This window comes from Amycolatopsis sp. WGS_07, assembly GCF_045278895.1.
Classification (GTDB): domain Bacteria; phylum Actinomycetota; class Actinomycetes; order Mycobacteriales; family Pseudonocardiaceae; genus Amycolatopsis.
In genome coordinates this window covers 1,782,172-1,798,247 of record NZ_CP136053.1, presented here as the reverse complement: position 1 = coordinate 1,798,247, position 16,076 = coordinate 1,782,172, and the positions used below count along the sequence as shown (strand labels likewise).

Here is a 16,076-nt window from a genome sequence, read left to right as displayed (position 1 = left end):
TCGGTCGCGGGGCGCGCTATTGCGGATCCTTGACGGTCGTTGACAGCGCGGAAGGCCCTATCTACAGTACCGGTTTCAGCAGCACTGACGGAATAGCTGCCGAAGATCAGTCAGGGTGAACGCGGAGCCTCGACCAGGGCGTCCGGCGGTGATCGACCGCCAGACGGAGCATCGACGCATGGTGCTCGCGCCGTTACGGTGGCGAACGGACCGGTCCCGCGGCCTCGCCCGCCAGTTACGGAACGGAGTGTCGTGACCGACCAGCCCAGCCCAGCCGCTTTCCGGGCGCAGTTCCCCGCCTTCGCCGACTCGGTGCACCTCGCGAGTTGCAGCCAGGGCGCGCTTTCGGACGTGCTGACCGCGGAGCTTTTCGAGTTCCAGCACACGATCCGCGAGCACGGGGCACCGTGGGACAAGTGGATGGTGAAGGTCGCCGAGGCGCGGGAGTTGTTCGCCCGGCTGATTGGCGCGGAAGTCGACGACATCGCCGTCGTGCCGTCCGCGTCCGAAGGGGCGTATCAGGTCGCGTCCACACAGGATTGGTCGCAGCGGTCGGGGATTGTCACGACGGACCTGGAATTCCCTTCGCTGGGCCATGTTTGGCTGGCGCAGCAGGGCCGTGGCGCGGATGTTCAGTTCGTCGCGCACCACGACGGTCTGGTCGACACTGAAGACTACGCCGCGCTTATCACTGAGCAAACGCAGCTGGTGTCGGTCCCGTTGGTCAGTTATGCCAACGGCTTGCGGTTCCCGGTGCGCGAAGTTGCTGCGCTGGCAAGGGAAAACGGGGCGCGGAGCTTCGTCGATGCTTACCAGGGCCTCGGTGTCGAGCCGGTCGACGTCGCCGAACTCGGTTGCGACTATCTCGTCAGCGGCAGCCTGAAATACCTGCTCGGGATCTCGGGGATCGCGTTTCTCTATGTGCGGCCGGGATTGCGTGACGCTGTTTCCCCGCCGCTGACCGGCTGGTTCGGCCGCACGAACCCGTTCGAATTCGACCCGCGGAACCTCGACTATCCCGAACATGCCCGCCGGTTCGAGACCGGGACGCCGTCGATCCCGTCCGCGTACGGTGCGGTCGCCGGGCTGAAACTGGTGCACCAGGTGGACACGCATCGGGTGCGTGATCACATTGGACGGTTGACCGGGCAGCTGCAGCAGCGGCTGCTCGACGCGGGGGAACAGCTCCGATCCCCGCTGGACGACGCGCGGCGTGGTCCGCTCGTTGCCCTGCGGGATCGGGATCCCGACGCGCTGGCGGCGTTCCTCGCCGGGCGGCGGATCGTGTGCAGTGCCCGCGGCGACGTGCTGCGGATGTCCATGCACTACTACAACGACGAGTCCGATCTCGACGCCGTGGTCGCGGCGATCGCCGAGTACCGGGCGAGCCAGTAGGGAGCAGCAGTGGCCGAGTCCCCGTCCCCGCACCGGTTGCAGCGCAGGCTGCGCAGCAGGCAGTTGACCATGATCGGAATCGGCGGGGCCATCGGCACCGGCCTTTTCCTCGGATCGAGCCTGGCGATCTCGCACGCGGGACCGGCCGTGGTGCTCGCATATGTCCTTTGTGGACTCGTGGCGCTGGTGATTTCCTGGGCGCTGGCCGAAATGGTGGTGGTGCATCCGACCGCGGGCGCGTTCGGCAGCATCGCGCAGCGGTATCTCGGTGCGGGCAGCGGATTCGTGGTGCGCTGGGCGTATTGGGCCATGCAAGTGATCGCGATCGGCGGCGAGACGATCGCGGCCGGCGTGTACGTCCAGTTCTGGTGGCCGCAGATTCCGTTGTGGGTTCCGGTCGCGGTGTTCTCGCTGCTGGTGATCGTGGTCAACGGCGCGGCGGTACATATTTTCGGCGAGTTCGAGTACTGGTTCGCGATGATCAAGGTGTGCGCGATCCTGGTGTTCGTCGCGCTCGGCCTTATTCTCGTCTTCTTCGGGCTGCCGAAGGCACCCGCGCCCGGTTTCGCGAATCTGACCGCGGGCGGCGGATTCCTGCCGAACGGCATGTCCGGTCTGTTGCTGGCCATGGTGTTCGTGCTGTTCAGCTACATCGGCACCGAGGTAGTTTCGGTGACCGCGGCCGAATCGGAAAACCCGACCCGCGACATCCCGCGTGCGGCCAGGGCAATGGTGGTGCGGCTGGCGATCTTCTACGTCGCCGCGATGCTGATCGTCGTCTTGGTCGTGCCGTGGACGGTCACCGGCGAGGGCGGATCCATTACGGCCAGCCCGTTTGTCCGCGTCTTCCAGGCGGCCGGAGTTCCCGCTGCGGCGACGATCATGAACTTCGTGGTGCTGACCGCCGCGTTGTCGAGTGCGAACACCAACCTCTATCTCACCACGCGTATGCTGCATTCCCTTGCCGAGCACCGATTCGCGCCGTCCTGGGCGGGGCGGTTGACCAAGTCCGGCGTGCCGCGCAACGCGCTCGTGCTGTCCACCGCGGGCCTCGTGATCGCGACCATCCTGTCCAAGAATTCCGATTCCAACGCGTATCTCGTGCTGTTCGGCATTTCGATCTTCGCCGCGCTCGTGGTGTGGATGATCATTCTGGTGACGCATCTGGCGTTCCGGATCCGCCGTCGCCGCGCGGGTTTGCCGCCGTCGCCGGTGCGGTTGTGGGGAGCGCCGGTGGTGAACGCGGTCGTGATCGCTTTCCTTGCCACGGTGCTGATATCGACGTTCTGGATCGAAGGACTCGACCCGGCGTGGAAGTTCGGGATTCCGTTCTTCGTCGTGCTGGTGCTGGTTTATCTGGTGCTACGCATGACCGGGCGCACGAAACAGGCTGCTGAAGCAGAACTGGAAGATTCGACGTTGGTACGCGAAGAAGCCTGAGTCACGGAGTCAGGTTGGCGGTGAGTTCGGCTGCCGCCTCCTGCACTCGTGCGGCGAAATCCGTGTCCTCGGGCTGGCCGGCCCATCGTTCGAACGCGGTTTGGAAGATGGCGATACCGGCCTGAGCGAGCAGCTTCGCACTTGATTCGGTGGCCCCGCGCTCCTGCAAAGCTTCGACAACTGCTTCGGTGACAGCCGCCAGTTTCGTTCGCTCGCGTTCCTGCAGTTCCGGGCTGGAAGCGATGATTGCGCGGCGTTGGGCGGCCTGCGAAACCATGCCCGCGAGCAATTCGCCAACGTCGATCATCGCGGTCAGCAGCGCGGGAAAGGGCGGGAGCGCGGGGTCGGCGCGCCGGACCGCGTCGGCCATGGCGGCCGGGAGCTGTTCCGACCCGGCGAACAGCACGTCGCGCTTGTCGGCGAAGTAGCGCGAGAACGTGCGGCGGGTCAGCCCGGCGCGCTCGGTGATCTGCGTGACGGTGGCGTTCTCGTAGCCGTGCTCGGCGAACAGCTCCAGCGCGGCCGCGCGGAGCCGCTCCTTGGCTTCCGGATCCCAGCGCGGCATGCGGCGAGTCTAGCAGTGATGACTCAGTGGGTCATCACTGCTACTGTTGATGTCTCACTGAGTCATCAACTCTGAAAGGACCGATCATGTCTCTGGCAGATCAGCGGGTTGTCGTCATCGGCGGCAGCTCGGGTATGGGGCTCGCGACCGCTCGGGCCGCCGCGGCGGCGGGCGCGTCCGTCACGATCGCGTCGAGCGGCAAGGAACGGCTGGACGCCGCCCTGGCCGAATTACCGGACAGCTGCGAAGGATTCATCACCGACGTACGCGACGAAGCGAACGTTTCCGCCCTGTTCGAGCACGTCGGCGAGCTGGACCACCTCGTGTACACGGCAGGTGACGCGCCAGATCAGCGGCCGCTCGCCGACCTGTCGCTCGACGACGCGCAGAGCGGGTTTTACGTCCGGTACTGGGGCATCGTCAGTGCGGTGAAGCACGCCGCGCCGCGGATCCGGCCGGGCGGTTCGATCGTGCTGACCTCCGGAATCATCGGCGTCCGCCCGACGCCCGGCGCGGCGCTCGCGGCCGGTTCCGTGGGCGCGGTCGAGGGACTGGCCCGCGGTCTGGCCGTCGACCTGGCCCCGGTGCGGGTCAACACGGTCCGTCCGGGCCCGATCCACACGCCGATGTGGGACGGGCTCCCGCAGCCGCAGCTGGACGCGATGGTCGCCGCGTTCACGGAACGAACGCTAACCAAGTCGGTCGGCGAGGCGGACCAGATCGCGGCGACCAACGTGTACTTGATGGAGAACCGCTTCGTCACCGGCGAGGTGATCACCGTCGACGGAGGGTTCGTGCTTACCGGAAGCTGACCTGTTCTCCCGGCTTGAGCAGGTGCAGCCGATCGGCGAGGCCAGCCTGTGTGAACGCTGAACGGAGGGTGTCCGGGCCTTGTGTGAAATGTTCCCAATGCTCGAAGTGCAGCGGGACGACCTGACGCGCGTTGAGGATCCGGGCCGCCTCGGCCGCGCCGTCGCTGGGCAGGGTCAGGTACGCGTCGCCGACCAGCGGCGTCCGGGCTCCGCCCGCGAACAGGACGGCGAGGTCGATCCGGTCGAAGCGCTCGGCGATCCGGCGCACCACGTCGAGCGAAGCGTTGTCCCCGCTCACGTAAACGGTCGGCTGACCTGCGCTTTCGAGCACGAAACCGGTGACCTCGCCGACGAGATGCTCGCTGCCGTCGGGCCCGTGCTGCGCGGGCACCCCGGTGACGCGAACGCCGCCGAGGTCGTATGACTCCCAGTTGGCCAGCGCTCGGACGGGGTCGCCGATCCGCTCCTTCGCCGAGGCGGTGGAGAGGATGAGCGGGGCTTCGAGGGCGTACTCCCGCCCGGCCGCGTCCAGGTTGTCGGGGTGGTGGTCGTGAGAAAGAAGCACAGCGTCCACCGCGCCGACCTCCGCCGCGGTGAGGGCGGGGCCGGCGGTTTTCGCCAGTTTGCGTGCGCCGATCGGGTAGTCGCCGGGGGCGTCGAAGGTGGGATCGGTGAGCAGGCGGGTCCCGCCGTACTCGATGAGGGCGGTCGGGCCGCCGACGTACCGGATGAGCGTCATGCGGGTACTCAACCCGGGAACGGTTGCGCGGTATTCCGGCGCAGCGCCTGAAACTCGACCGGGCTGTGCGCGCTGAACACCGAGACCTCGTCCTGGTGCTCGCGGGCGAGGGTCTGCAGCCGGGCGAGGTTGGCGCGGCGGGTGGCTCCGTCCATCTGGTTGATCGCCTCGAACACGCGCATGCCCGGCGGGCAGTGCGGGCTTACCGGGGCGACCTCGCCGTGGAAGAAATACGCGTCGCCGGCGTGCAGGAGCCAGCCGTCCCCGGTGTCGACCGCGACACCGGAGTGGCCGTGCGTGTGGCCGGGCAGCGGGACGAGCAGGATCTCCGGCGGCAGACCGCGCAACGGACGCACCGCGTCGAAGCCGAACCACTCTTCGCCGGCCTCGTCGTACGTGCTCCACAGTGGACTGTGTGCGAATTGCTCGGCCCGGTACCGAGTTTTCTCCGGGAAGCTTTTCGGATTGTCCGCGGCCCGGCGCTCGGTGGTGCGGACATGCACGGTGGCGTCCGGGAAATCGGCGAGGCCACCGGCGTGGTCGACGTCGAGGTGAGTCATCACGATGTGCCGGACGTCGGCGGGGTCGTGGCCCAGCGCCCGGATCTGCGCCACGGCGGTCTCTTCCATGGTCGGCTTCGCGCCGACCATCGCCATGAACGGGCCGCCGAGCCAGCGCCGCGATTCGGTGACGCCGCGGGTGCCGAATCCGGTGTCGACCAGCACGAGCGAGTTTTCGGTCTCCACGAGCAGACAGTGCGCCACGATTGTGCTGCGCCGCAGCATCCCGGGGCGGCCGTCGAGCGCCTTGCCCCCGAGCGGGCGCATCGTGCCGCAGTTGAGGTGGTGCACCTTCATACCGTGCTCCTCTCGCTGAGCCGGACGAAATCGGTCAGGTCGTGCGAGGCGAACACGGTCACCTCGTCGGCGTGGTCCCGGCGCAGCTCGCGCAACCGGCGCTGGTTCTCGCGCCGCGGCCCGGGCAGTGTCTGGACCCGCCGTTCGAACATAGCCAATCCGGGCGGGCAATAGGGATCGGCGTCAATCTCCTGGTGGAAGAAATACGCGTCTCCCGCGTTGAGCACCCAGCCGGATCCGGTGTCGACGGCCACTCCGGCGTGTCCGGCGGTGTGCCCGGCGAGCGGCACGAGCGCGACGCCCTCGACCCCGTCCAGTTCGCGGACCGCGTTGAGGCCGAACCAGCTTTCGCCGGTGTCCGAATAGGACTTCCACTGTGGACCGTGCCGGAACTGGACGTCGCGGTAGCGCGGGTTTCCGGTGCGGTAGGCGTCGAGTTCCTTGCCGTACACGTGCACGCGGGCCTGCGGGAAGTCGACGAGCCCGCCCGCGTGGTCGAGGTCGAGGTGGGTGAGGACGATGTCGCGGACGTCGGCCGGGTCGAAGCCGAGCGCGCGGATGCGGCTCAGCGCGGTTTCGCTTTCGTCCGCCACCGGGTTCGACGTGCGCAGGAAGCGCGGGCCGAGCCAGCGCGCGGCATCGGTGACGCTGGGCGAACCCATGCCGGTTTCGATGAGGGTCAGTCCGGTGCCGGTTTCGACCAGCATGCAGTGGCACACAAGGGTGGCGCGGCGCAGCAGCCCGGGCTTTCCGTCGACCAGTTTGCCGCCGATCGGACGCATGGTGCCGCAGTTGAAGTGGTGTACGCGCATTAGGCGAACTCCCGTTCGACAGTGGTGTGCAGATGAGCGGCGACGGCCTGCAGCGGCGCGGTATCCCGCCGAGTGCGCGCGAGCAGAAGCGCGCCTTCGATCGAGGACAGCACGACTGTCGCCAGCGATGCGGCGCGATCCTCAGCCAGACCGCGCTCGATGAAGTAGGTGGAAATGTCGCGGAGCCAGCCTTCGTAACCCTGATCGCAGGCGGCTCGGATGGGTTCGCTCTCGGCGGCTTCCAATGCGACAGTCGCGATTGGACAGCCGCAGCGGTAGTCCGATTCGGACAGAGACGTGGCCAGCGCGGTCACGATGAGATCGATGGCGGTGGCCGGATCCGGTGCAGCGGCGGTGATTTCGCGGAACTGCCCGGCCAGCCGTTCGCCGGAAAGCTGGACCGCCTCGGCGGCCAGCTGTTCCTTGCCGCCGGGGAAATGGAAGTAGAGCGAGCCCTTGGGGGCCCGGCTCTCGGACACGAGCTGGGTCATCCCGGTGGCGTGATAGCCCTGGGTGCGAAACAGCTCAGCCGCCGATTCGAGCATCCGGCGGCGCGTGTCGGTGCGGTGGACCATGCGCCCACCGTAGCTCAAACTATGACGACCGGTCTAGTTAGTTCGCGGCGTGGCCGGGTGCCGAGGCTGATCGGTAATCTCAGCGCCATGGCGAACCCCACCGGAGAGCAGTTCGAGATCACCCGCGGCAACGCGCGCGCCGTCATCACCGAGATCGGTGCCGGACTGCGCGCGTTCGAGGTCAGCGGAGTGCCGTACGTCGAGACGTTCGCCGAGGACGAAAAGCCGCCGAAGGGGCTCGGCCAGGTGCTGCTGCCATGGCCGAACCGGACCAAGGGCGGCAAGTGGGAGTTCGAGGGCGAAGAGCAGCAGTTGGAGATCACCGAGGAAGCGCGCGGCAACGCCATCCACGGCCTGACCCGGCACCGGGAATGGGAGCTGCTCGAACACGCCGAAACGTCGATCACCCTCGCCATCGACGTCGAGGCCCAGGCCGGCTGGCCGGTCCCGTTGCGCGCCACCATCACCTACGACCTGCAGCCGCGTGAACTCGTGGTCACGCACGAGATCCGCAACGAGGGCGAGAAGCCGATCGGCGTCGGCGTCGGGACGCACCCGTACTTCCGGATCGGCGACGCGCCCACCGACGAGCTGACCCTCACGCTGCCCGCCACGCGCGTCCGGCCGTACGAGGGCGATCAGCAGATGCCGTACGCGGACGAGCAGGACGTCGAGGACACCGAATACGACTTCCGCCAGGGCAAGCTGCTCGAAGGCGTCGACCTGGACACCGCGTTCGGCGGACTGGAACTCGCCGCCGACGGCACCCACCACCACGTGCTGTCCCACGGCGACCGTCAGCTGGTGGTCTGGACCGGTCCGGACTTCCGCTGGGTGCAGGTGTTCACCCCGGACGACCTGACCGGCCGCGGCCGCGCGGTCGCGATCGAGCCGATGACGTGCCCGGCGGACGCGCTCAATACCCGCACCGACCTGATCGAACTGGAGCCGGCCACGTCGTGGACGGGCAGCTGGGGGATCCGGGTCCCGTGAACCTCGAGCCGCTGACCGAAGCCGCCGCCGGTGAACTGCTGACCCTGCAGCAGGCGGCATACATCACCGAGGCGCGGGCGCATCAGAACTTCGAGCTGCCGCCGTTGCTGGACACCCTCGACGACGTGCGGGCGGCCATCGCCGATCCGTCGATCACGGTCTGGGGCTTCCGCGACGGCGGACGGCTCGTGGCGAGCGTGCGGATGCGAGTGGACGGTCCGGTCGGCGAGATCGGCAGGCTGGTGGTGGCACCGGATCGCCAGGGCGAGGGACTCGGTACCGCGCTGCTGGCCGCCGCCGAGGAAGCGACCCCGGCGGAGGTGACGGTGTTCCGGCTGTTCACCGGCGAGCGTTCGGCCGGGCCGCTCTATTTGTACCGAAAGCTCGGTTACCGCGAGACGCATCGGTCTCCGGAGGCGGACTATCAGTTGGTGCATCTGGAAAAACCCCGGGTGCGCGAACCCGGGTGAGTTCGTTAGCGTGTCAAACTATGGCTTACAAGGCGATTGTCGGGGGCTATGTCGTCCCCGTCGGCGCCGCTCCGATCGAGGGCGGCACTGTGCTCATCGAAGACGGCCGGATCACCCACGTCGGGGCTGAGGCCGACGTCGAGGTTCCGGAGGACGCGGAACTGGTGGACGCGTCCGGCAGCTGGGTCCTGCCGGGATTCATCGACGCGCACGCGCACCTCGGCGTGCACGAGGACGGCGAGGGCTGGTCGGGCAACGACACCAACGAAATGACCGACCCGAACGGCGCGCGGTTCCGCGCGGTCGACGGGATCGACCCGTACGAACCGGGTTTCGACGACGCGCTGGCCGGCGGCGTCACGAGCGTGGTGATCAAACCGGGGTCGGGCAATCCGATCGGCGGGCAGACCATCGGCGTGAAGACGTGGGGCCGCTCGATCCTGGACATGACGTTCGCCGAGCAGGTGAGCGTGAAAAGCGCGCTCGGCGAGAATCCGAAAAGGATTTACGGCGAGAAAAAGGTCACGCCCTCGACGCGGCTCGGCGTGGCCGCGATCCTGCGCGAGGCGTTCACGAAGGCCCGCAACTACCAGGCGAAGCGCGACCACACGCTGGCCGAGGGCAAGCCGTTCGAAACGGACCTCACGAACGAAACGCTGGCGAAGGTCCTCGACGGCGAGCTGTACTGGGACCAGCACGTGCACCGCGCCGACGACATGGTGACCGCGATCCGGCTCGCCGACGAGTTCGGCTACAAACTGGTGATCAACCACGGCACCGAAGGCCACCTGATCGCGGACCTGCTGGCTGAACGCGCCGTCCCGGTGATCCTCGGCCCGCTGTTCACCACGAAGTCGAAGGTGGAACTGCGCAACCGCACCCTGCGCTCGGCGGGCATCCTCGCGCGGGCCGGGGTGAAGATCGCGATCACCACGGACCACCCGGTCATCCCCATCAACTTCCTGGTGTACCAAGCGGCCTTGGCGGTGAAGGACGGTCTTGACCCGGAGACCGCGCTGAAGGCGCTGACGTTGCACCCGGCACAGATGCTCGGCCTGGACGACCGGATCGGCACCCTGACGCCCGGCCTGGACGCGGACGTGGTGGTGTGGTCGGGCGACCCGCTGGACGTGATGAACCGCGCGATGCGGGTGTTCGTGCGGGGGCAGGAGGTTTACCACTTCGACGAGTCGACCGGCGAGGGCGTGTCGGCGGATCGGCGGTACCGGGAAACTCGCTGAGCGCTGGGTCGAGGCAGATCGGCTGGACCTCACCGGAGCAGCTCGGTGAGGTCCAGTTCGAACGGAAATGGCTCGGTGACGCGGAATTTTCCCGTGACAGCTGGGTCGTTGTGGTAGCCGAGCTTCCCGGGCTGATGGCAGGCGATGAGGGAGACCGGGTCGTCGAGGTCGAGGATCCAGTAGAACGGGATTCCGGCGTCGGCGTACTCCCGGTGCTTCGTGACGTAGTCGGTGCGCTTCGAATCCGGTGCCGCGACTTCGACCACCAAGGCGAGGTCTTCGGCGCGGAGGGCTTCTTCTTCCGGAGTCTTGGCGATCGCGCCCGTCCGGTGCGAGACCTAGATCGATATCGACGCGCGGCACCACGGAGAAGTCTCGACGGCAGCTGCTCGTGCAGCTGGAAGGCGAGCGCGTACGTCGCGTGGTTGTGCCAGGCACCTGGGCTCGGCGAGAAGACCAGGCGGCCTTCCACGAGTTCGGTGAATCCCGGCTCGACCTCGCCGAGCGCGAGGTATTCCTTGATCGAGAGCAGTTGCCAAGGCAGTGTCGTGGTGTCCATGTCGCTCACGGTAAGCGAGGGGTACGACACTTTCCGCTAACGCAGTCCGCCAAGAACGTCCGCAGCCCTCGCGGCGCCCCACCGGTAACCGAGGCGAAATCCTCGCTCAGCCAAGCCCCGTCCCCCTCCGCCAGCAGCTCAAACACCTGCGCATTCGACCCCGCCTCCGGCACGCCGTTCGCCTCCATCGCCGCGCGGTGCTCGTCAGTCGAGATCCGGCGATACTCCACCGGCCGTCCCGTCGCCGAAGCCCATTCCCGTGCGACATCGGCGAACGTGACCAGCTCCGGCCCGGTCAGCAGATACGTCCGCCCGGCATGCTCTGCCGGAGAGGAAGCGATCACAGCCGCCGCGGCAGCGACGTCCCGCGCGTCGATCATTCCGATCCGCCCATCGCCCGCGGATGTCGAAAAGCCGCCGGTCCCAGCGATCTCCGGGGCGAGGGCCAGCAGGTTCTGCATAAAGAAGTTCGGTGCGAGAAGCGTGTACGCCATTCCCGACGCCTTGAGATGCGCGTCGATCCGCGCGTGCTCCCGCCGTCGCGCGACTGGCGAATCGGGGTAAGCCTTGTGGTTCGTCACCCGCACGACGTGCTGCACCCCGTGCGCGACGGCGCGGTCGAGGGCGGCGATCTGCTGCTCCGCGACCGCGGGCCCGATCAGCAGGAGAGTGTCGACGCCACGCAGCGCCGCGTCGAGAGTGTCAGGACGGTCGAAATCGCCGATCACCTCGTCGGGCCCGCCCGAGGGGGTGCGGACGAGCGTCCGGACGGGGCCGAGCAGCCGGACTGCTTCGCTGCCGATTTTCCCTGTGGCACCGGTAATCAAGATCATGCGAACAGGCTGCTCGCTACCGGTATCGTTTGTGAAGAAGGCACCTCATCGATCCATAGGTACCTCATGGATACCAAGTATGCGAAAGACTGTCCGTCGCGCACCGTGATGGACGTGCTGGCGAACAAGTGGACGCTCTACGTCCTCGGCCTGCTCCGGCAGTACGACCGGCCGCTCCGGTTCACCGAACTGCGCCGCGGCGTCGAGGGCGTGACGCAGAAATCGCTCACCCAGGCGTTGCGCAATCTCGAACGCGACGGGCTGGTCAGCCGCACGATCTACCCGACGATTCCGCCGCGAGTGGAGTACGCGCTGACCGATCTCGGCGTCGAGGTCGGCGCGTTGACCGGGGCGATCGCGGACTGGTCGAAAGCCAACGCGGGCCGGGTGCACGCGGCCCGCGCGGCTTACGACGACCGAAGCGGCTAGGCGTTCTTCAGCGAACGCGCGATCACCATCCGCTGAATCTGGTTCGTCCCCTCGAAGATCTGCGGCACCTTCGCCTCCCGCATGTACCGCTCCACCGGGAAGTCCCGCGTGTATCCCGCGCCGCCGAGCACCTGCACGGCGTCCGTGGTCACCTTCATCGCGCCGTCGGTCGCGACCAGCTTCGCGATCGACGACTGCCGCTGGAAGTCCAGGCCGCGGTCGCGGCGGCGAGCGGCGTCCAGGTAGGTCGCGCGGGCCGATTCGACCGTCGCCGCCATGTCGGCCAGCAGGAACTCCAAGCCCTGGAAATCCGCGATCGGACGGCCGAATTGCGTGCGGCCCTTCGCGTACGCCACGGCCTCGTCCAGCGCCGCCTGGGCCAGGCCCACCGCGCACGCGGCGATCCCGAGCCGTCCGGAACTGAGTGACGACAGGGCGATCTTCAGTCCCGTTCCCTCGCCGCCGATGAGCCGGTCGGCCGGCACGCGCGCGTCCTCGAACAGCATCTGCGCGGTCGGGGAGCCGGTGAGGCCCATTTTCCGCTCGCGCGGGGCCGCCGAGAGGCCCGGAGTCGACGAGTCGACGAGCAGACACGAGATGCCGCGGCTGCCGTCGTCGCTCGTGCGGACCATCGTCGTGTAGAAGTCCGCGACGCCCGCGTGGGTGATCCACGCTTTCGTGCCGTTGACCAGGTACTCGTCGCCGGTCAGCCGCGCGCGGGTGGACAGCGCGGCCGCGTCCGAGCCGGCGTGCGTTTCCGACAGCGCGTACGCGCCGAGCAGCGAGCCGCCCAGCATGTCCGGCAGCCAGCGGTCCTGCTGCTCTTCGGTGCCGTAGTGCGCGAGCGCGTAGCAGGACATCGTGTGCACCGACAGCCCCACGCCGACGCTCATCCACGCGCCGGCGATCTCCTCCAGCGCCTGCAGGTACACCTCGTACGGCTGCTCGGCGCCGCCCCAGCGCTCCGAGTACGGCAGGCCAAGCAGGCCGGACTTGCCCATCAGGGTGAACAGGTCGCGCGGGAACTTCTCGGCCTCCTCGTCGGCCGCGGCGCGCGGTTTCAGCTCGTCACGAGCGATTTCGGTGACGAGCGCGAGCAGGTCCTCGGACTCCGGCGTCGGCAGCAGACGGTCGACCGGCATGGCTTCCTCCCAGACAGCGGTACTGAAAACAGTACTGACGGCCGTCAGAGAGTACCGTATGCGGAGCGGGGCTGTCCCGGATCGGTAGGAGATAGTTGCGTGATGTCCACCCCTGAAGCCCGTCGCCGGCCCACCGCGCGGCAGCAGGCGCTGCTGCGCGAGTTAGAGGCGTTGTTCCTGGCGGAGGGCTTCGCCGGCTTCACGCTCGACGACCTGGCCGCCCGGCTCCGCTGTTCCAAGTCGACGCTGTACGCGCTGGCGCCGAGCAAGGAGCAGCTCGCGGTCAAGGTGGTCGCGCACTTCTTCCGCGACGCCGCTGAGCGCCTCGAGAAGCGGATCGCGGGCATCGACGACGCGCGCGAGCTGATCGGCGAGTACCTTTCCGGCGTTTCCGAGCATCTGAACCGGGCGTCGCCGGAGTTCATGGCCGACATCGCCGCCTTCGCGCCCGCCCGCGACACGTATCAGCTCAACAGCCGCGCCGCCGCCCGCCGGATCCGGGCGTTCATCGACAAGGGCGTCGCCGACGGGGTGTTCCGCGACGTGCACGCGCGGCTCGTGGCCGAAATGACCGGACTCATCATCGAGGGCATTCAGACCGGCGTGCTCGGCAGGCGCACCGACGTGTCCGACGCGGAAGCGTTCACCGCGCTCGGCGAACTTTTGCTCGGCGGACTGGACAAGAACTGATTTGTCCGTTCTCGGACAGGAATTGTCAGCGCCGCTTCCTCTACACTCGCCGACTGTGATCGTGGTGGGTGGAGAGGCGCTGGTCGACCTCGTTCCGGGTGAACCGTTGGATTCCACTGTGGACGGTGGGCTGCGCGCGCTGCTGCCCCGGCTCGGCGGTGGTCCATACAACGTCGCGCTGGCGGCCGCCCGGCTCGGCGTGCCGACGTCGTTCCTGTCCAGGGTTTCGACCGACCGGTTCGGCGTCGCGCTGACGGATCGCCTTTCCGCTTCGAACGTCGACACTTCTTTGCTGCAGCGCGGCAACGAGCCGACCACGCTCGCGGTCGTGGCGCTCGACGAACGCGGTGCCGCGCAATACACCTTCTACGTCGAGGGAACGGCCGACCGGCTGGTCGTCGATCCTGGTGCGCTGCCGGAAGAAACCACCGCGCTGTCGCTCGGAACCCTCGGCATGGTGCTGGAACCCGGCGCGAGCGCGTACGAGCGAATTCTGCGCCGCGAATCCGCGCGTGGGACGCTGACGGTGCTCGACCCGAACATCCGGGAGGCGCTCATCACCGACCCGGCGGCCTATCGCGCGCGCTTCGCGTCGTGGCTGCCGGACGTCCGGCTGCTCAAGATCTCCGACGACGACGCGGCGTGGCTCGCCGAAGGAGCCGACCCGGTGGCCGCCGCGAAAACGTGGGTGGAGTCCGGTGTGGACGCCGTCGTGCTCACCCGCGGCGCGGACGGCTTGGCTGTGATCACTTCGGCCGGTGAGCTGGCACACGTTCCGTCCCGCAAGGTGGCTGTGGCGGACACGATCGGCGCCGGCGACACCGTGCAGGGCGCGTTGCTGGCCTGGCTGCACGAACGCACCGTGCGCGACCTGGCCGCACTCGACGCCGACGCGTGGACCGAAGCGCTTGCTTATGCGGCGAAAGCGGCCTCGATCACGGTCTCCCGCAGCGGAGCGGAGCCGCCGACTGTCGCGGATATGGCTGCCACCGTGTGAATCTGGTCCCAATGGGGCCTTTCGGGGCAACGCAGCGAGTGCGGACTGACCCACCCTTCGACTAGCGTAGTGGTGAATTCATACCCAGCGGGGCGGTGTGCAGCGAGGCGCGTGTTTCCTCGCGTGAACACGTGGCTACTGCGGAACCTGCAGGCGCCGCCGTCCCGTGCCCAACGTGAGAGGGACCTGCATGTCCGACGCGACGAATGCGGGGCAGTCCGGCGGCGAAACCGCGACGCTGCGCCTGCCGAGTGGCGAACACGAGTTCAAGGTCGTCAACCCGGTCGAGGGCGCGCCGGGAATCGAACTGGGAAAGCTGCTGGCGCAGACCGGGTACATCACCTATGACCCCGGGTTCGTCAACACCGGAGCCGCGTCGTCGGCCATCACCTACATCGACGGTGATGCGGGCATCCTGCGCTACCGCGGCTACCCGATCGAGCAGCTGGCGGAGAAGTCCACCTTCATCGAGGTGTCCTACCTGCTCATCTACGGCGAGCTGCCGACCGAGGCCCAGCTGGCCGACTTCACCGAGCGGATCCAGCGGCACACCCTGCTGCACGAGGACCTCAAGGCGTTCTTCTCCGGCTTCCCGCGCGACGCGCACCCGATGCCGGTCCTGTCCAGCGCCGTTTCCGCGCTGTCGACCTTCTACCAGGACTCGCTGAACCCGTTCGACGAGCCCAACGTCGAGCTGTCCACCATCCGCCTGCTGGCGAAGGTCCCGACGCTCGCGGCGTACGCGTACAAGAAGTCCGTCGGCCAGCCGCTGCTGTACCCGGACAACTCGCTCGGCCTGGTCGAGAACTTCCTGCGGATGACGTTCGGCTTCCCGGCCGAGCCGTACGAGGTCGACCCGGACGTCGCGAAGGCGCTCGACCTGCTGTTCATCCTGCACGCCGACCACGAGCAGAACTGCTCCACCTCCACGGTGCGGCTCGTCGGCTCGTCCGAGGCGAACCTGTTCGCCAGCATCTCGGCGGGCATCAACGCGCTGTTCGGCCCGCTGCACGGCGGCGCGAACGCGGCGGTGCTGGAGATGCTCGAGGGCATCCGCGACGACGGCGGCGACGTCGCGACGTTCGTCAACCGCGTGAAGAACAAAGAGCAGGGTGTCAAGCTCATGGGCTTCGGGCACCGGGTCTACAAGAACTACGACCCGCGCGCGAAGATCATCAAGAACACCGCGGACGAGATCCTCGGCAAGCTCAAGGGCGGCGACCAGCTGCTCGACATCGCCAAGAAGCTCGAGGAAACCGCGCTGTCCGACGACTACTTCGTCGAGCGCAAGCTGTACCCGAACGTGGACTTCTACACCGGTCTCATCTACCGCGCGCTCGGGTTCCCGACGAAGTTCTTCACCGTGCTGTTCGCGCTCGGCCGGCTCCCCGGCTGGATCGCGCACTGGCGCGAGATGATCAACGACCCGCAGACCAAGATCGGCCGCCCGCGGCAGATCTACACCGGGCACGCGTCCCGGGACTACACGCCGATGTCGGAGCGCTGAGTCTCCGGTTTTCCGTGGCT

At 67.8% G+C, this 16,076-nt stretch carries 18 protein-coding genes; 10 read left to right on the top strand and 8 right to left on the bottom strand.

Translation table 11 applies throughout. The annotated features are described in order from the left end of the window. Positions 1-252: 252 nt before the first annotated feature. Complete coding sequence (locus tag RPX00_RS08275; RefSeq protein ID WP_406638872.1) at positions 253-1,395, top strand: aminotransferase class V-fold PLP-dependent enzyme; 1,143 nt, start codon at positions 253-255, stop codon at positions 1,393-1,395. 9 nt (positions 1,396-1,404) lie between these two features. Further along, entirely contained in the window at positions 1,405-2,835 is a 1,431-nt protein-coding gene (locus RPX00_RS08270; protein WP_406638871.1) for an amino acid permease, read from the top strand. Between the two features lies 1 nt (position 2,836). Here the strand turns inward: RPX00_RS08270 and RPX00_RS08265 are convergent, their stop codons facing one another. Further along, a complete protein-coding gene (locus RPX00_RS08265) occupies positions 2,837-3,400 on the bottom strand; it encodes a TetR family transcriptional regulator (RefSeq protein ID WP_406638870.1) in 564 nt (187 codons plus the stop codon). Positions 3,401-3,486: 86 nt separating this feature from the next. On the opposite strand from RPX00_RS08265, the gene RPX00_RS08260 reads away from it, so the two are divergent. Next, complete coding sequence (locus RPX00_RS08260; RefSeq protein WP_406638869.1) at positions 3,487-4,212, top strand: SDR family oxidoreductase; 726 nt, start codon at positions 3,487-3,489, stop codon at positions 4,210-4,212. Here RPX00_RS08260 and RPX00_RS08255 read toward each other — a convergent pair. Genes RPX00_RS08255 through RPX00_RS08240 form a run of 4 tightly spaced genes read right to left on the bottom strand, consistent with a single transcriptional unit; the run spans position 4,199 to position 7,195 of the window. Further along, a complete protein-coding gene (locus tag RPX00_RS08255; protein WP_406638868.1) occupies positions 4,199-4,951 on the bottom strand; it encodes an MBL fold metallo-hydrolase in 753 nt (250 codons plus the stop codon). The genes RPX00_RS08260 and RPX00_RS08255 overlap by 14 nt on opposite strands. Before the next feature lie 8 nt (positions 4,952-4,959). Further along, positions 4,960-5,808, bottom strand: a complete 849-nt coding sequence (locus RPX00_RS08250) for an MBL fold metallo-hydrolase (protein WP_406638867.1) — start codon at positions 5,806-5,808, stop codon at positions 4,960-4,962. Then, positions 5,805-6,620 carry an MBL fold metallo-hydrolase gene (locus RPX00_RS08245; RefSeq protein ID WP_406638866.1) on the bottom strand — a complete coding sequence of 272 codons (816 nt, stop codon included), beginning with the start codon at positions 6,618-6,620 and terminating at the stop codon, positions 5,805-5,807. Before RPX00_RS08245 ends, RPX00_RS08250 begins: the two co-directional genes overlap by 4 nt. After that, positions 6,620-7,195 (bottom strand): TetR/AcrR family transcriptional regulator, encoded by a 576-nt coding sequence (locus RPX00_RS08240; protein WP_406638865.1) that lies wholly within the window; start codon positions 7,193-7,195, stop codon positions 6,620-6,622. The genes RPX00_RS08245 and RPX00_RS08240 overlap by 1 nt, the downstream gene beginning before the upstream one ends. 87 nt (positions 7,196-7,282) lie before the next feature. Between RPX00_RS08240 and RPX00_RS08235 the strand changes: the two genes are divergently transcribed. The 3 genes from RPX00_RS08235 to RPX00_RS08225 are packed head-to-tail and all read left to right on the top strand — an operon-like array spanning position 7,283 to position 9,899. After that, positions 7,283-8,188, top strand: coding sequence for an aldose 1-epimerase family protein (locus RPX00_RS08235; RefSeq protein WP_406638864.1), 906 nt, complete (start codon positions 7,283-7,285; stop codon positions 8,186-8,188). Continuing rightward, positions 8,155-8,658 carry a GNAT family N-acetyltransferase gene (locus tag RPX00_RS08230; RefSeq protein WP_406638863.1) on the top strand — a complete coding sequence of 168 codons (504 nt, stop codon included), beginning with the start codon at positions 8,155-8,157 and terminating at the stop codon, positions 8,656-8,658. Before RPX00_RS08235 ends, RPX00_RS08230 begins: the two co-directional genes overlap by 34 nt. Before the next feature lie 20 nt (positions 8,659-8,678). Continuing rightward, a complete protein-coding gene (locus RPX00_RS08225; RefSeq protein ID WP_406638862.1) occupies positions 8,679-9,899 on the top strand; it encodes an amidohydrolase in 1,221 nt (406 codons plus the stop codon). 29 nt (positions 9,900-9,928) lie between these two features. Here the strand turns inward: RPX00_RS08225 and RPX00_RS08220 are convergent, their stop codons facing one another. Next, positions 9,929-10,165 (bottom strand): Uma2 family endonuclease, encoded by a 237-nt coding sequence (locus RPX00_RS08220; RefSeq protein WP_406642829.1) that lies wholly within the window; start codon positions 10,163-10,165, stop codon positions 9,929-9,931. Positions 10,166-10,463: 298 nt separating this feature from the next. Then, complete coding sequence (locus RPX00_RS08215; RefSeq protein WP_406638861.1) at positions 10,464-11,291, bottom strand: NmrA family NAD(P)-binding protein; 828 nt, start codon at positions 11,289-11,291, stop codon at positions 10,464-10,466. 66 nt (positions 11,292-11,357) lie between these two features. Between RPX00_RS08215 and RPX00_RS08210 the strand changes: the two genes are divergently transcribed. Further along, positions 11,358-11,720, top strand: coding sequence for a winged helix-turn-helix transcriptional regulator (locus RPX00_RS08210; RefSeq protein WP_406638860.1), 363 nt, complete (start codon positions 11,358-11,360; stop codon positions 11,718-11,720). On the opposite strand, the gene RPX00_RS08205 is transcribed toward RPX00_RS08210, so the two are convergent. Next, on the bottom strand, positions 11,717-12,862 hold the full coding sequence (locus RPX00_RS08205) for an acyl-CoA dehydrogenase family protein (protein ID WP_406638859.1): 1,146 nt from the start codon (positions 12,860-12,862) through the stop codon (positions 11,717-11,719). The two genes, RPX00_RS08210 and RPX00_RS08205, sit on opposite strands and share 4 nt — an antisense overlap. A gap of 102 nt (positions 12,863-12,964) precedes the next feature. Between RPX00_RS08205 and RPX00_RS08200 the strand changes: the two genes are divergently transcribed. From RPX00_RS08200 to RPX00_RS08190, 3 genes are all read left to right on the top strand, one after another. Beyond that, a complete protein-coding gene (locus RPX00_RS08200) occupies positions 12,965-13,552 on the top strand; it encodes a TetR/AcrR family transcriptional regulator (protein WP_037369544.1) in 588 nt (195 codons plus the stop codon). A 55-nt stretch (positions 13,553-13,607) separates the two neighbouring features. Continuing rightward, entirely contained in the window at positions 13,608-14,549 is a 942-nt protein-coding gene (locus RPX00_RS08195) for a carbohydrate kinase family protein (protein WP_406638858.1), read from the top strand. A gap of 190 nt (positions 14,550-14,739) precedes the next feature. Further along, a complete protein-coding gene (locus tag RPX00_RS08190; RefSeq protein ID WP_406638857.1) occupies positions 14,740-16,056 on the top strand; it encodes a citrate synthase in 1,317 nt (438 codons plus the stop codon). Positions 16,057-16,076: the final 20 nt, after the last annotated feature.

Excerpts from the sequence above, each read along its gene's own strand:
- RPX00_RS08250 (WP_406638867.1), bottom strand. The coding sequence starts at position 5,808 with ATGAAGGTGCACCACCTCAACTGCGGCACGATGCGCCCGCTCGGGGGC.
- RPX00_RS08215 (WP_406638861.1), bottom strand. The coding sequence starts at position 11,291 with ATGATCTTGATTACCGGTGCCACAGGGAAAATCGGCAGCGAAGCAGTC.
- RPX00_RS08255 (WP_406638868.1), bottom strand. The coding sequence starts at position 4,951 with ATGACGCTCATCCGGTACGTCGGCGGCCCGACCGCCCTCATCGAGTAC.
- RPX00_RS08205 (WP_406638859.1), bottom strand. The coding sequence starts at position 12,862 with ATGCCGGTCGACCGTCTGCTGCCGACGCCGGAGTCCGAGGACCTGCTC.
- RPX00_RS08265 (WP_406638870.1), bottom strand. The coding sequence starts at position 3,400 with ATGCCGCGCTGGGATCCGGAAGCCAAGGAGCGGCTCCGCGCGGCCGCG.
- RPX00_RS08200 (WP_037369544.1), top strand. The coding sequence starts at position 12,965 with ATGTCCACCCCTGAAGCCCGTCGCCGGCCCACCGCGCGGCAGCAGGCG.
- RPX00_RS08225 (WP_406638862.1), top strand. The coding sequence starts at position 8,679 with ATGGCTTACAAGGCGATTGTCGGGGGCTATGTCGTCCCCGTCGGCGCC.
- RPX00_RS08210 (WP_406638860.1), top strand. The coding sequence starts at position 11,358 with ATGGATACCAAGTATGCGAAAGACTGTCCGTCGCGCACCGTGATGGAC.
- RPX00_RS08240 (WP_406638865.1), bottom strand. The coding sequence starts at position 7,195 with ATGGTCCACCGCACCGACACGCGCCGCCGGATGCTCGAATCGGCGGCT.
- RPX00_RS08245 (WP_406638866.1), bottom strand. The coding sequence starts at position 6,620 with ATGCGCGTACACCACTTCAACTGCGGCACCATGCGTCCGATCGGCGGC.
- RPX00_RS08190 (WP_406638857.1), top strand. The coding sequence starts at position 14,740 with ATGTCCGACGCGACGAATGCGGGGCAGTCCGGCGGCGAAACCGCGACG.
- RPX00_RS08260 (WP_406638869.1), top strand. The coding sequence starts at position 3,487 with ATGTCTCTGGCAGATCAGCGGGTTGTCGTCATCGGCGGCAGCTCGGGT.
- RPX00_RS08235 (WP_406638864.1), top strand. The coding sequence starts at position 7,283 with ATGGCGAACCCCACCGGAGAGCAGTTCGAGATCACCCGCGGCAACGCG.